The following is a 14,100-nucleotide window of genomic DNA, read 5'->3' on the forward strand; positions in this document are numbered from 1 at the left end:
CCGGCTGGGCGTCGCTTACGCCCTCATACGCCGGTCGCGTTCATACGTCGGTCGCGTTCATACGCCGGTCACGCGTCACGCGCCGGCCGCATGTCACACGAGGCCGAGCCGCTCGGCCGCCGTCGCCGCGTCGACCGGGACGGTGACCGGCTGCGGGGCACCCGCGACGGCCCAGTCCGGGTCCTTGAGCCCGTTGCCGGTGACGGTGCACACGATGCGCTGCCCCGGGTCGACCTTGCCCTGCTCGGCGGCCTTCAGCAGACCGGCCACCGACGCGGCGGACGCGGGCTCCACGAAGACGCCCTCCTGGGAGGCCAACAGCCGGTAGGCGCGCAGGATCTCACGGTCCGTCACCTCGTCGATGGCGCCGCCCGACTCGTCCCGCGCGGCGAGCGCGAAGTCCCAGGAGGCGGGGTTGCCGATCCGGATGGCGGTGGCGATGGTGGAGGGGTCCTTGACGACCTCGCCGCGCACGATCGGGGCGGAGCCGGAGGCCTGGAACCCCCACATGCGGGGCCGCTTCGTACTGACCCCGTCGGCGGCGTACTCCCGGTACCCCTTCCAGTACGCGGTGATGTTGCCCGCGTTGCCCACCGGGAGGACGTGGATGTCGGGCGCGTCGCCGAGCATGTCGACGATCTCGAAGGCGGCCGTCTTCTGCCCCTCGATACGCACCGGGTTGACCGAATTGACCAGGGCCACCGGGTAGTTGTCGCTGAGCGCGCGGGCCAGGGTGAGGCAGTCGTCGAAGTTGCCGTCGACCTGGAGGATCTTGGCGCCGTGCACGAGGGCCTGGCCCATCTTGCCGAGCGCGATCTTGCCCTGCGGCACGAGCACCGCGGAGACCATGCCGGCCCGCACACCGTACGCGGCGGCGGAGGCGGAGGTGTTCCCGGTGGACGCGCAGATGACGGCCTGCGCGCCCTCCTCCTTCGCCTTGCTGATGGCCATGGTCATGCCGCGGTCCTTGAAGGACCCGGTCGGGTTCGCGCCCTCGACCTTGAGGTGGACCTCGCAGCCCGTGCGCTCGGAGAGCACCTGCGCGGGCACGAGCGGGGTGCCGCCCTCACGGAGCGTCACGACGGGCGTGCTGTCGGAGACGGGCAGCCGGTCCCGGTACTCCTGGATGATTCCGCGCCACTGGTGGGTCATTGCTGGTTACTCTCCTTCAACCCGCATGATGCTGGCGACACCCCGCACGGTGTCGAGCTTGCGCAGCGCCTCGACGGTACCGCCGAGGGCGGCGTCGGACGCGCGGTGGGTGACGACGACGAGGGAGGCCTCGCCGTCCTTGCCGGACTGCCGCACGGTGTCGATGGAGACACCGTGCTCCGCGAACACGGTCGCCACCTGGGCGAGCACGCCCGGTTTGTCGGCCACGTCGAGGCTGATGTGGTAGCGCGTGACGACGTCTCCCATCGGGGAGACGGGCAGCGCGGCGTACGCGGACTCACCGGGTCCGGTCGCTCCGCCGATCCGGTTGCGGCAGACGGCGACGAGGTCGCCGAGCACGGCGGAGGCGGTCGGGGAGCCGCCCGCACCGGGCCCGTAGAACATGAGCTGGCCGGCGGCCTCGGACTCCACGAAGACGGCGTTGTAGGCCTCGCGCACGTTGGCCAGCGGGTGGCTGAGCGGAATCATCGCGGGATGCACGCGCGCGGTGACCGATCCCCCGTCCGCCGCCCGCTCGCAGATGGCGAGCAGCTTGATGGTGCAGCCCATCTCCTTGGCGGAGGCGAAGTCGGCGGCGGTGACCTCGGTCATGCCCTCGCGGTAGACGTCGTCGAGCCGCACGCGCGTGTGGAAGGCGATCCCGGCGAGGATGGCGGCCTTGGCGGCGGCGTCGAAGCCCTCGACGTCGGCGGTCGGGTCGGCCTCGGCGTACCCGAGGGCGGTGGCCTCGTCGAGCGCCTCCTGGTAACCGGCCCCGGTCGAGTCCATGGCGTCGAGGATGAAGTTGGTCGTCCCGTTGACGATGCCGAGCACCCGGTTGACCTTGTCGCCGGCGAGGGACTCGCGCAGCGGCCGGATCAGCGGGATGGCACCGGCGACGGCGGCCTCGTAGTAGAGGTCCTTGCCGTGCTCGTCGGCGGCGGCGTGCAGGGCGGCGCCGTCCTGCGCGATGAGCGCCTTGTTGGCGGAGACGACGGAGGCGCCGTGCGCGAAGGCGGTGGTGATGAGCGTCCGCGCGGGCTCGATCCCGCCGATCACCTCGACGACGACGTCGATGTCCCCCCGCTTGACGAGCGCGGTGGCGTCGGTGGTGACGAGGGCCGGGTCGATGCCCTCGCGCACCTTGTCGGGCCGCCGTACGGCCACGCCCGCGAGCTCCACGGGAGCCCCGATCCGGGCGGCGAGGTCGGCGGCGTGCGTCGTCATGATGCGCGCCACCTCTGAGCCGACCACTCCACAGCCCAGCAGCGCCACCTTCAGCGGACGCGTACGCATCATCCGACCTCGTTTCCTCTTACCGTCTACGGTTGGACCAGTCTCACGCACCGGACGGGATTTTCTGCCTTTCGTCCGGATCGTGAGACGTTTATTTCATTTTCGGACGGGGTATGGGCCGAAGGATCTTCACGAAGGATCTCCGCCCGCCCCTCCCTTGCTCCCCCCGGAGTGTCACCCCACGTCGAGACGCAGCAGATCCTCCTCGGTCTCCCGCCGCACGATCACCCGCGCCTCGCCGTCCCGCACGGCGACGACCGGCGGGCGCAGCACGTGGTTGTAGTTGCTGGCCATGGAGCGGCAGTACGCCCCCGTCGCCGGTACGGCGATGAGGTCGCCGGGCGCCAGGTCCCCCGGCAGGAAGGCGTCCTTGACCACGATGTCCCCGCTCTCGCAGTGCTTGCCGACGACGCGCACGAGCATCGGCTCGGCGTCGGAGGTGCGGGAGGCGAGGGCGACGCTGTACTCGGCGTCGTAGAGCGCGGTGCGGATGTTGTCCGACATCCCGCCGTCGACGGAGACGTAGGTCCGCAGTCCGTCGAGCGGCTTGACGGTGCCGACCTCGTACAGGGTGAAGGCGGTCGGCCCCACGATGGCCCGTCCGGGCTCGACGGAGATGCGCGGTGTGGCGAGCCGGGCGGCCTCGCACTCGCGCGTCACGATCTCGGTCAGCGCCTTGGCGATCTCGTGCGGCTCGCGGGGGTCGTCGTCGCTGGTGTAGGCGATCCCGAGCCCGCCGCCGAGGTCGATCTCGGGCAGCTCGACCCCGTGCTCGTCCCGGATGTCCTTGAGCAGCCCCACCACCCGGTGCGCGGCGACCTCGAACCCCGACATGTCGAAGATCTGCGACCCGATGTGGGAGTGGATCCCGATGACCTCGAGCCCGTCGAGCTGCAGCGCCCGCCGCACGGCCTCGGCGGCCTGCCCGCCGGCCAGCGGAATGCCGAACTTCTGGTCCTCGTGCGCGGTGGCGATGAATTCGTGCGTGTGCGCCTCGACGCCGACGGTGATCCGGATCTGCACCCGCTGCCGCTTGCCGAGGGTCTGGGCGACGTGAGCGACCCGCACGATCTCCTGGAAGGAGTCGAGCACGATCCGCCCGACCCCGGCCCGGACGGCGCGCTCGATCTCCTCCGGCGACTTGTTGTTCCCGTGGAAGGCGATCCGCTCGGCGGGCATCCCGGCGGAGAGCGCGGTGGCCAGCTCGCCCCCCGAGCACACGTCGAGGTTGAGCCCTTCCTCGTGCAGCCACCGCACGACGGCGCGCGACAGGAAGGCCTTGCCGGCGTAGAACACGTCGGCGTCCGCGCCGAAGGCGGTGCGCCAGGCCCGCGCCCGGTCCCGGAAGTCGGCCTCGTCGAGGACGTAGGCGGGGGTGCCGTACTCCTCGGCGAGCTGCGTGACGGCGATCCCGCCGACGGTGACGACACCGTCCGCGTCCCGTCCGACGGTGTGGGCCCAGACCTTGGGGTCGAGGGCGTTCAGGTCCTCCGCCGGGGCGGTGTAGTGCCCCTCGGGGAGGACATCGGCGTGACGGGCCCCGGCGGGGTGTGCGGAACGGCTCATGGCGTCTTCTGCGCTCTCTCAGAGGTGGTCGGGTGCGTCGATGCCGAGGAGGTCCAGGCCGCCGGCCAGCACCGCCCCGACGGCTTCGGCAAGCGCCAGCCGGGCACGGTGGGCGGCCGAGGGTTTCTCCCCGCCGCGCGGCAGCACGGTGAGCAGGAAGGGCAGCGCGGCATCGGCGACGGCCACGAGATGCCGGGCGAGCCGGTCGGGGGCGCGGTGCTCCGCGGCGGCGGCGAGGACGCGGGGGTGGTCGGCGAGGGCGGCGAGGAGTTCGGGCGCCGCGTCTGCGAGGGGGGTGGGGGCGGTGCCGGCCGGGGTGCCGGTGGCGGGGCCGGCCGGGGTGCCGGAGCGGGTCGGGGTGCCGGTGTCGCTACCGGTGCCGGCCGGAGTGCCGGAGCCGGTCGGGGTGCCGCAGCCGCTACCGGTGACGGGGCCGGGTTCGGCGGTGAAGCCGAGGTCGGCGGCGTTGCGCGTGGCGGCGCGGGCGCGGGCGTGGGCGTACCTCACGCGGAAGAGGGGGTTGCTCTCCCGCTGGACGAGGAGCTCGTCGCCGGTGCGGGGGCGGTCGTGGGCCGCGGGGTGGAGCAGGGCCCAGCGTCCGGCGTCGCGGCCGAGGGACATCAGGTCGGCGGCCTCGGAGGCGGGGACGGGCACGGGCCGGACGTTGACGGGGAGCGCGGCGGGAGCGACCCCGACGGCGTCGACCGTCACCCCCAGGACGGAGGTCCAGACGTCCTCGAACCCCTCGGCGGTCACGCGGACGAGGGCGCCCTGGGAGCGGAGCAGCCGTGCGGACGCCTCGGCGACGACGACGGCACGCAGGTCGCGGGGGCAGTGGAGCTGCACGACACGCCCGTCCGGCTGCTCGGCGTACCCGTACCGGGCCCCACGGCGCAGGATCTCGCCGACGAGCCCGACGCCTGCGGCCGCCCGGTCGAGGCTGATGTTGAGGAACCCGGGCCCGGTGAGGACCACGTCGGTGATCCCGTCCGTCCCCACGAGGTAGGGCCGCAGCACCTCGGCGACCCGGACCGGCGTCTGCCCGGCCGGCCGGGCCAGCTGGAGGGCGATGCTGGTGGCGTAGTCCCCGCACCCTCCGGGCCCCGGCGGCGCGACCACGGCCCGCGTCGGCACGGCCACGCTCAGCTCCCCCGCGTCAACGGCGCGACGCACGGCGTGCAGCACGGTGCGGGAGAGCTCGACGGGGGTCACGGGACAAGCGTATGGGAGGAGGGGGGTGACCAGGCGAACCGTTTCCCGGGAGTCCCGGGATGTGGACGCAACCGGGTGCGGCTGCGGTTTCACGCCTGAGCGGGCGTCTCACTCTCCCCGGCGACCCCATGCACCCGCGGCAAGGAGTCGCCGACGGCCCCCGCCCCGGGCTCGGAGCGGGCCCCCCGCTCGGCCAACTGCCGTACGAGCCCGATGAGCTCGGCGGGCTCGAACGGCTTGGACAGAAACGCGTCGGCCCCCGCGGCGAACCCGGCCTCGACCTCGTACTGCGTAGAGGCGCTGACGATCGCGATCGGAAGATCCCGGGTACGCGGATCGGCACGCAGCCGAGCAGCGGTCCTCAACCCGTCCAGCCGAGGCATGACCACGTCCAGCGTGACGACGTCGGGCCGCACCTGATGGACGACTTCCAGACACTCGGCACCATCGCCCGCGGTCACCACCTCGAAGCCCTCCAGCTCGAGGTTGACCCTGATCAGCTGCCGGATGACCTTGTTGTCGTCCACAACAAGAATCCGGCCGGACGCCCTAGGCACAACTCGAGAGTAGGTCGCCCTCGGCCACCGCGTCCGGGTTTTCCCCACTTCCACCCCGCGCGAGGGACAACGCCCGACGCCACCCTCCCCCCACGACCCGCCAAAACCCGTTCATGACCACCCCGGGCGAGCTGGTAGTGTTCTACCCGTCGCCGCGAGCAACACCGACCGCGACGGACACGCCCCCGTAGCTCAGGGGATAGAGCAACGGCCTCCGGAGCCGTGTGCGCAGGTTCGAATCCTGCCGGGGGCACTACGCAGTAAGTGCCTAAAGACCCCGCCATCAGCGCGTTTGCTGAGTGCGGGGTCTTGTCGTGTGTGCAGGCGAATGCCGTCGAAAGCAGCTGTTTGCCAGTGATCACGTTGTAATAGCGTGTTGATTTTGGAGGGCCTCGCTGCTGGTCACATGCCGTTTCGCCGGACTTGAGAGTAGCCCTGTGGACCACCCGTGGACAGGCCGAAGCCCGGACCTCTTACGGTCCGGGGCTTGGGTCGGTCTGTCATGGTCGGCTGTCAGTCCGTAGGTTCGTCCCCTCCCCCAGCCCTTGCATGATGCGGTCCTTCATCTCCTGCTCCTGGCCGTCGATGCACTTGGCGTAAATCTTCAGCAGCACGTCCACCGAGTGGCCCGCACGAGCGGCGACCTCCGGCGCCGGCGCTCCGGAGTTGAGCCACTGGGAGACGCCCGCGTGCCGGAGGTCGTACGGCCGGAAGGCCAGGACCGAGGACACTTGATCGGGCACGAGCGCCAGTTCCCGCGCCTGTTTCCACGCTCGGGAGTACGAGGACGCCGCGATCACGTTGCCCGGCTCACTGGAGAACAGTCGGCCGTCCGTCGCCGTGCCGAACTCCTCCAGGTGCTCGCGAAGCAGCCGCACCAGCGGAGGCGGAATCGGCACGGTCCGTACCTCGCCGTGGGACCGCTGCTTCAGGCCGCGCCGATCGTGCGCCTCCCCGGAGTCCGTCCACGCCTTACCCGCCGTGGGGCGGGTCTCCGCCAGCTCTATGCGGCCCCAGCCTGACGCCGGAACCGTGCAGTCGGAGCGGCGAAGGCCGAGGGCCTCCCCAGGTCGCGTGGCCGCGTAGTACAAGCACCCGAAGAACGCCCGTAGCCGCCGGCCACTCGCCCGGTCGTAGCCACCCACGTACGTGAGCGCGGTCAGCAGTTCCCGTGCCTGCCGAGGGTTGACGACCACCCGGCGGTCAACCTCCTGCAACGCGCGCTTGCCCCGCTTACGCCGAACCCTGCTCAACGGGTTGGAGGGCAGATACTCCAGTTCCACGGCGTACTCAAGCGCGTTGAAGACCACGGCGCGCCGCCGCCGGTAGGTCTGCGTCGCCGCAGGCTTGCCGTCGAGCCGCCGACTCAGCGCATCGATCAGGTCGTGCGCACGGGTGATCTCCTGCAACTCCGCCACCGGCAGCGACGCCTTCTCAATCCACTTCACCGCCGTACTGATCTCCTCAGGCCTCTCACGCTCCCTACGAGGCACAGGCAAGACGTACGACCGCAGCGCACGCCGCAGCACCTCGGGAGCGGGCCGCCCCCCGCCCCGGCTTCACCAGAACGGGAACGACCGTCGCCAGCGCATCGGTCATGCTGTCCCACTGCTTGGCCGACGCCTCCGCCCACCGGGCATCCACGTACCTCACTGCCAGGTCAAGGAAGGACATCGCCGCCTTGCCGCCGCGCAGCGAGTCGGGCAGACCGGTGACGGTGTCGAACGGCTCGCCCTTGTCGAGAGCGCGCACCAGCTTGGCCCGGAAACGGTCGGCCAGTGTCTTGGTCTTGTACGACTCGCTGAACGGTTGTCCGTCGACCGCCCAGCGCACCAGGTAGGTCGGCTTCTTGGTGGTCTTGTTGACCGACAGCTTCCAGACGGAAGCCTTGTACGACTTCACGACGCCGCCCCCTCTGCCCGCTCCTCCAGCCACTCATCGAGCACGTCACGGCGAACTCTCAGCTCCCCGTTCGGCAGCCGGATACAGACGGGAGCGAGGCGCAGTTCCCGCCAGCGGTAGAAGGAGCGGCGGGAGACGCCGCCCAGTTCGTCGAGCACCTGCCGGACCGTGAGCAGCTCTGCCGACTTCGCACTGCTGTCACGTGCCATGGAGACCACCGCCCTCCCGCACCGAGGCAGCCAAGAGAGCCGCTTCCGGTGAGTAGCCGCGCCCGGCGTAGCGCCACTCGCCAATCGTGACCGTGGGGCAGTCGGCCAGGCCGAGGGCGGTCCGCTGTTGCTCCGCACGATGGTCGGCACGGGCCTGCCGAAGCGCGGTCAACGTCGTCGAGTACCGACGCGACTTGGTGGAGAAGTCGCCGCCGTACCCGAGCATGTGGGCCCAGCGGCGCAGCCCCAGCGGCTCGAACTCCGGCAGGCCGCCGAGCCACCAACACGTGCTGATCATGCGCAGCACGTGTGAGCGCACGGGCAGCGTGACCATGTCTCGCGCGTGATGGATGCGGCCGTCCACCGCGCCGGCGGCCTCCGCCCCCTTGGTCGCGTACTTGGAGATGTAGCCCGCCACGGCCCCCGCAGAAGCGGGCCGCTCCCCCGGGCTCCGTCCGTATGAGGTGACCGGCCGTACATCGACCTGAGTGCCGAAGCGCAGCACTCGCGGACCGACCACGCCCGCACCGGGAGCGCTCAGCCGCACCCGACCGGCAACAGCCCGTACCGCGGCCATCAGGAGCGGCACGGTCGCCCCAGCCGGGCGGAGCCGAGCCAGGGCCGTCCGGACCGTCGAGCCGGATGACGGCATGGAAGTGAATTAGTCCCCGCCGCTGGTACTCGGCGACTTTCGCGTACGAGAGCCGGGCGACCTCCCCGAACCGAGCGCGTCAAACCGGCCCGCCGGGCGACCTCCCGCCGCAGCTCCAACCCGAACCGGTGCCAGAGCCCACCGGCGAGCGCGTGCCACAGCACGGCTCCCGCGTAGTCGTAGCAGCGTGGGCAGACCGGTCCCCCGAGACGGGGATCGTCCGCCGGGTGCCGGCCTCGGCATCCGGCCGGGTTGCCGTGCGGACAACGCTCCTCGATCCGACGAGGCCGGCAGACCCGCACATGCCCGTCCCGTTCCCGGCGGGTGTGGACCGGGCCGAAGCCGGGAGCGGTGAGCGTGGCGAACACCTGCGGGTGACCGCCTACCGCCTCCGGCACCTCCTTACCTCCCACGAGACCGGCGCGGACGAGTTGGTACGTGTCCGCCCGGTACACAGCCGAACAGGCCGGGCAGACCGTCGCACGCCGGTTGCCGCACGCGGTGAGCAGCCGCCCTCCATAGACGTCGGAGCTGTAGGAGAGAAGGGCTGCGCCGGTCGTCGCGTCGTAGACGGTTGCCGCGCCGACCAGATGAATCGGGTTGGTACAGCCCCCGAGACGGATGATGTTCCGGCGCCAGGCCGTGAACTCCGAATCCGACGCCTTGCCTACGAGAGCCGCAACGCCCTGCGGAAGCGCAGTGGTCATCGGCGACCACCCCCGCCGCCGAACGCCTGCCCCATCACGGCCGAGATCCCCTCGGGCCGAGTCTTGGCGCTGAAGCGAAGCGTCGGGTCCGTGAGCCAGACGGCCGCCGCGTGCGCGGGGCACAGCCACTGCTCGGTTCCGTCGAATTCGACGAGAATGATCTGTTCCCGTCCGGCGCAGGTCACGACCTGCGCGTCACGCTGCCAGAGTTCGCAGTCGAGGAACGGGGATGCGCGCGAATGGTGCGCGGTGGACAAAGTGTGAGTGCTCCTTTCACTGCTCACGTGGCGGATGGAGTGAATTCCTGACGGGGTCGGGTTTGGCGACTTCGCGCCCCGTCGGGAGCCCGTCGTACGGGCGATCACTGCCGTTCCCCGGGAGGGACCCCGACGACGCCGTCCGATGTACACGTACGACGCCTTGCAGACCGCGGATCACGGCCAGCTCCGCCAGCTCCACCGCACGTACATCCCGTTCTCGGTACTGATCGACACCAAGTACGAGGAGGAGGCACCACCGCCGGCGCCGGAGCTCTACACGGCGCTAACGGGCCTGGGCCACGAACTCCACTTCACGGAGTACGTCCGCACGCGCATGCCCCTACCGGACCAGGCCCAAGCGCTGCGCCTGGCCGACGGGGTCCCTCTGCTCCACGCCATCCGCGTGACCCTCACCGCGTCAGATAGGCCTCTCGCCCTGGAGGAGTTCCACCTTCCCGGGGACGAGCTGGAGTTGTCGTTCCGGCTGTAGCACGGCCCGAGTTGGCTCAGATTTTCTCCACGTCATCAAGGTGACTCGCTCCGCTCCCCGCGAGCGGCCCGCCCCCGGCCGGGCCTGCGCTCCTGCCTCCGTCCCGCTCCAGCCCGGTCGGCACCCGTGCCGCGGCGTAACAGTCGGCCGTCCGACGCCAGAGCTCCACGGCTTTGCGTAGCCGCCTCGGCACGAGCCTCGCTGGCTCTAGTTGCCAAGTGCCGGAACAGTCAGGAGTCGTAGACTGCTCGGCCCCAGCACCTTTACTGTGTAACAGTGACACCACTGAGCGTGCAGGGGGGGTACGTCATCAAGCGCGACGTGCTGAAGGATTTTTCACTCGGACAACGAGTGGCCGAAGACGAAGTCGATGAACTTGCGACCTACTTCGTCGAGACCGAGCAATGGAACCGTGTGTGGCGCGGTGACGTGGACGTGGTCTATGGCCCTAAAGGCTCTGGAAAAAGTGCCATCTACTCAACGCTCGTTTCTCGAGAAGACCAGCTCTTCGATCGCGGAATCCTGATCCGCGCTGCTGAGTCACCCCGTGGAACACCCGCCTTCTCTAGCCTGGTGGAGGATCCTCCGCTCAGCGAAGTTGAGTTCATGAGTCTATGGAAACTCTACTTCTTGGGCCTGATCGCAGATGCTTTCGAAGAGTACTCAGTCAAGGGTGAAGATGCAAAGCGCGTAATTCGACTTCTGAATGATGCGCGACTTCGCCCTGCTGGAAAAATCTCGCTCCGCACGCACGTTAAGAACGCTCTGGATTACGTCCGTAGAATACTGCGACCTACAGAGGTTGAGCCGACTCTTGCGCTCGATCCGGCCACAGGTGGCCTAACTGGCTTGAGTACGCGAATTCAGTTCAGTGAACCTAGCTCTGCAGAGCGAGCCCAGGGCGACATCTACATTGATGAGCTCTACGCCGCAGCAGACCGAGCCCTCGCAGATGATGACGTCGACATCTGGCTCCTCCTCGATCGACTCGACGTAGCATTTGTGGGAAGTCCCGAGTTCGAAAGAAATGCGCTAAGGGCACTCTTCAAGGTCTACTTGGATCTGAACGACCTACAGCACGTCCGTCTCAAAATATTTCTGCGGACTGACATCTGGAAGGCAATTACCAGCTCGGGATTTAGGGAAGCAAGCCACATCACCCGCGAATTGGTATTGAAGTGGGATAGAGGCGCCCTGCTTCAGTTGGTTGCCCAGCGGCTTGTACGCAACCCAGGACTCGTCCAGCACTACAATGTGTCGCCTTCTGACGTGAAAACCGACACCCAGGCGCAGACTGCTCTCTTCAAGAGGGTTTATCCACTCCAAGTTGAAGGCGGCCCGAACAAGCCACAGACCTTCGACTGGTGTCTTAGTCGTACGCGTGACGGTAGTCGGTTGACCGCTCCGCGGGAACTGATCCATTTGCTCACCGAGACGCGTGATGTCCAGATGAAATGGCTGGAAATTGGCGAGGCGGAGCCCGAAGGAGAGCCTCTTTTTCAGCGGGGCGCTCTAAAGGAAGCACTTCCCGCCGTTTCGGATGTTCGCCTAACGAAAACTCTTTACGCTGAATACCCACATCTTCGCAACTACTTGGAAATGCTGGAAGGGCAGAAGACGAATCACAGCGTGCAGAGCCTGACTGCAATCTGGAGAGAATCAGAAGAGAAGGCTAAAGAGGTCGCGCTAAGGCTAGTGGATATCGGCTTCTTCGAGAAGCGGGGAACATTCATCGACCCCGAATTTTGGGTGCCATTCCTGTATCGTCCAGCCTTGAATTTGGTCCAGGGTACAGCCGAAGGCGTGACGATTGAGGTGAATGATGAAATCGAAGAACAAGGTTGAATAACCTCGCCTCGCGCGCTCCCATCCTCTCGACCGAGATCGACAGCACACTCTGTTTGGGCCTACCACGCTACCCATCTGAGCCCTCCCTGGCCGCCGAATCTATAGGCCGTCGCGGGTTGCTGTAGTCGGCAGCCCGATAGCGCGGCCGAGGTCGGTTGGCGCCCCTACAATCTTGGCTGACTGTCGGCGGTTGAGGTTCGTGCCACAACCGTGCCAGATGCAGGGGTCAGCCACGGCAAACATCACCATTCGGTGCGCCGCAGATCATGAGGCCACTGGTGTCCAGAGAACGGCAAGCTCATGGAGTCGGCCGGCTCGGGGTTCACTGAGCAGCAGGGCGGACTGTCAGCTCTTCGAAGGCAGTCGATTCAGACGCGTCATAGTCACTCAGGCCTCCCGCCTCGTTGCTGAACCACAATGGACGTAGCTGGGCACTTAGGTGGTAAGGACCACTCCGTGACAGAAAGAGCAGCTAACTCGATCAGCTCCTCCGTGATTCCTAGCCTGTACAAGGGCGTCTCCGAATATCGCTGCAGCCACTTAATCCGCCTTTTCCTCTCCGCCTCATTAATTTGAACCCAGACGTCCACCACGACGCCTATTCGGGAACTGCTGCTTCCATCTTCAATCCGTAGTCGACGCACGTAAGGAAGGGATGCCGGATCCTGAGCTAGCAATACCAGGCACCATGCTGTTCTGTAATCAAGCGATGGACCGTGATGTTTCACTAATCGATGAGCGCGCCACTGGCTTATCGGTGCCAGCAACCACCGCCACATTGCAATCACGGACTCTTCTCCGTAGGCTCGCCAGCGTGCTTAGCGGGATTTAACTGGCTCGTTCCTCGCGAGCCGAGCTGGACTGCTCTAGTTGCAGTTCACGCTTTCGCTGCTCTTCCTTAAGGTGCTCCACGCATCTCGCGAACAGACGCAGACGGTCCGCTTCAGCCAAGGGAGTTCCGTTCTGGCTCGCGTAATCATCAAGCATAAATTGAGAAGCGTTGTAGTGCTTTTCGATCTCATCTGCGGTGGATTGCAGGTTGTAGCCGCGCTCCCGAAACTTGAAGTATCCCGTAACACCAGCCGAGATGCCGACCAAAGCACTTAGGGCCGAAGTGGCGACAGCGAGAGCTTTGTTACTGCCTTCATTCATGGCGGTGAGCGTCGATGTTACGATCGAACCACTGATGATCACCAGCTGGAATATGTTATGTACACGCCTATTCCGGCTGGCCCCCTTTCGGTATTGGGCGATCAAATCGAGTGATGCTTCGCGGTAGATTCGAAGCCCAGATGGAGAGTCCAGCGGCAGGCGGGCTGCGGCTGTCTGTCGGTCTTGCAAGGCATTACGGAGGGATCCGGCGCGATCAACAATCTTCTTGCGGTTCTTCCAAATGGTCCAGGTTAGGGCAACCCAGAGCCCCAGGACAATTACCAGTCCAGCCCAGCGTGTAAACTCTGGCTTCGATTGCCAAAGTCCAACTACAACCGTGTATCCCAGCAAAAAGGCTAGCGCGATAGCACCGAATAAGCATAGGACGAAAATGCGCTGAAAGGTTCTCGAGGCGCGCAAGTCGTCTTCGATCTCGTCGAAAACTTTTACGCGCTGCCGGTACTCTTCTTGCAGGCTTCTTTCTTCCTCGTCCGTCAACGCAGGAGGAGTGGGTGTAGCTCCTCCGGTCAAGTGCGCGTGCCCCCCTGTACCGCCCTGTCCGTCGGTCACAGCGCCCCCGTACTCCGAATCGCTGATTAGATGCGTTGGGAGAGTACGGATAGTTTCACTGGGTCACAAGGCCGTATTGTCGCTTGAGGGAAAATAAGTAATCGGTGTTGCGGATGTTTCTCAAGTTTTTTACTAGCTGGGAGTATTCACGCCATGTCAAGCCTTTATCTCCTCTTGTCATGGCAGCAGACGCACAGGGGGCGCATGGGGGTGCTCAACAGGCGTGCCCCGTCGGTGTCCAGCCGCTCTGAGACGACCAGGTCTTGGTGCGTCGCGAACTATCTGCGGACAAGCCCGGACCAGCCGCACGGGCCCTCCCGAGTCGTGTGCCGCTCCACTCGCCGCGGAGGGACTGGCCGGCGACATCCGGTAGCGTGGCTGGGGTAGGTGGGGGTGCAGCGAGGCATACGCGTGCCTGGTAGGTCGGCGCACCCGCCGTCGAGGCTGGCTTTCATGGGCTGAGGTTCGTGCCACAACCGTGCCAGATGCAGGGGTTAGCCATGGTCAACACCGGTGCCCCGCGGTTC

10 protein-coding genes, 1 tRNA gene and 2 pseudogenes are annotated in these 14,100 nt (G+C 67.1%); 3 read left to right on the forward strand and 10 right to left on the reverse strand.

Annotated elements, in window-relative coordinates:
* Positions 1 to 93: 93 nt before the first annotated feature.
* From thrC to NI25_RS12560, 5 genes are all read right to left on the reverse strand, one after another.
* Positions 94 to 1,152 (reverse strand): threonine synthase, encoded by a 1,059-nt coding sequence (gene thrC, locus NI25_RS12540; RefSeq protein ID WP_061442532.1) that lies wholly within the window; start codon positions 1,150 to 1,152, stop codon positions 94 to 96.
* 6 nt (positions 1,153 to 1,158) lie between these two features.
* A complete protein-coding gene (locus tag NI25_RS12545; RefSeq protein ID WP_031043233.1) occupies positions 1,159 to 2,451 on the reverse strand; it encodes a homoserine dehydrogenase in 1,293 nt (430 codons plus the stop codon).
* Positions 2,452 to 2,622: 171 nt separating this feature from the next.
* Positions 2,623 to 4,014, reverse strand: coding sequence for a diaminopimelate decarboxylase (gene lysA / locus NI25_RS12550; RefSeq protein WP_061442533.1), 1,392 nt, complete (start codon positions 4,012 to 4,014; stop codon positions 2,623 to 2,625).
* 18 nt (positions 4,015 to 4,032) lie between these two features.
* Complete coding sequence (nrtL, locus tag NI25_RS12555; RefSeq protein ID WP_061442534.1) at positions 4,033 to 5,226, reverse strand: ArgS-related anticodon-binding protein NrtL; 1,194 nt, start codon at positions 5,224 to 5,226, stop codon at positions 4,033 to 4,035.
* Between the two features lie 89 nt (positions 5,227 to 5,315).
* The gene (locus NI25_RS12560; protein ID WP_061442535.1) at positions 5,316 to 5,783 is read right to left on the reverse strand and encodes a response regulator; all 468 of its coding nucleotides are present in this window, start codon (positions 5,781 to 5,783) and stop codon (positions 5,316 to 5,318) included.
* Between the two features lie 181 nt (positions 5,784 to 5,964).
* Here NI25_RS12560 and NI25_RS12565 point away from each other — a divergent pair.
* Positions 5,965 to 6,036: transfer RNA gene (locus tag NI25_RS12565), tRNA-Arg, on the forward strand.
* A gap of 247 nt (positions 6,037 to 6,283) precedes the next feature.
* On the opposite strand, the pseudogene NI25_RS12570 reads toward NI25_RS12565, so the two are convergent.
* The 4 genes and pseudogenes from NI25_RS12570 to NI25_RS12585 form a co-directional block, all read right to left on the reverse strand.
* Positions 6,284 to 7,685, reverse strand: a pseudogene (locus NI25_RS12570) (tyrosine-type recombinase/integrase).
* The gene (locus NI25_RS12575) at positions 7,682 to 7,894 is read right to left on the reverse strand and encodes a helix-turn-helix transcriptional regulator (protein ID WP_061442536.1); all 213 of its coding nucleotides are present in this window, start codon (positions 7,892 to 7,894) and stop codon (positions 7,682 to 7,684) included. Before NI25_RS12575 ends, NI25_RS12570 begins: the two are co-directional and overlap by 4 nt.
* Positions 7,884 to 9,253, reverse strand: a pseudogene (locus tag NI25_RS12580) (replication initiator). The gene NI25_RS12575 and the pseudogene NI25_RS12580 overlap by 11 nt, the downstream one beginning before the upstream one ends.
* Positions 9,250 to 9,510, reverse strand: a complete 261-nt coding sequence (locus tag NI25_RS12585) for a hypothetical protein (protein WP_061442537.1) — start codon at positions 9,508 to 9,510, stop codon at positions 9,250 to 9,252. The pseudogene NI25_RS12580 and the gene NI25_RS12585 overlap by 4 nt, the downstream one beginning before the upstream one ends.
* A gap of 145 nt (positions 9,511 to 9,655) precedes the next feature.
* On the opposite strand from NI25_RS12585, the gene NI25_RS12590 reads away from it, so the two are divergent.
* Both NI25_RS12590 and NI25_RS39240 read left to right on the forward strand, forming a co-directional pair.
* A complete protein-coding gene (locus NI25_RS12590; RefSeq protein WP_233520722.1) occupies positions 9,656 to 10,003 on the forward strand; it encodes a UTRA domain-containing protein in 348 nt (115 codons plus the stop codon).
* A gap of 276 nt (positions 10,004 to 10,279) precedes the next feature.
* Positions 10,280 to 11,848, forward strand: coding sequence for a P-loop ATPase, Sll1717 family (locus tag NI25_RS39240; RefSeq protein ID WP_148315123.1), 1,569 nt, complete (start codon positions 10,280 to 10,282; stop codon positions 11,846 to 11,848).
* Between the two features lie 831 nt (positions 11,849 to 12,679).
* Here NI25_RS39240 and NI25_RS39070 read toward each other — a convergent pair.
* Entirely contained in the window at positions 12,680 to 13,573 is an 894-nt protein-coding gene (locus NI25_RS39070; protein WP_158508442.1) for a DUF4231 domain-containing protein, read from the reverse strand.
* Positions 13,574 to 14,100 lie beyond the last annotated feature (527 nt).

Origin of the sequence: Streptomyces sp. CCM_MD2014, from assembly GCF_000772045.1 — a bacterium.
Classification (GTDB): Bacteria; Actinomycetota; Actinomycetes; order Streptomycetales; family Streptomycetaceae; genus Streptomyces; species Streptomyces salinarius.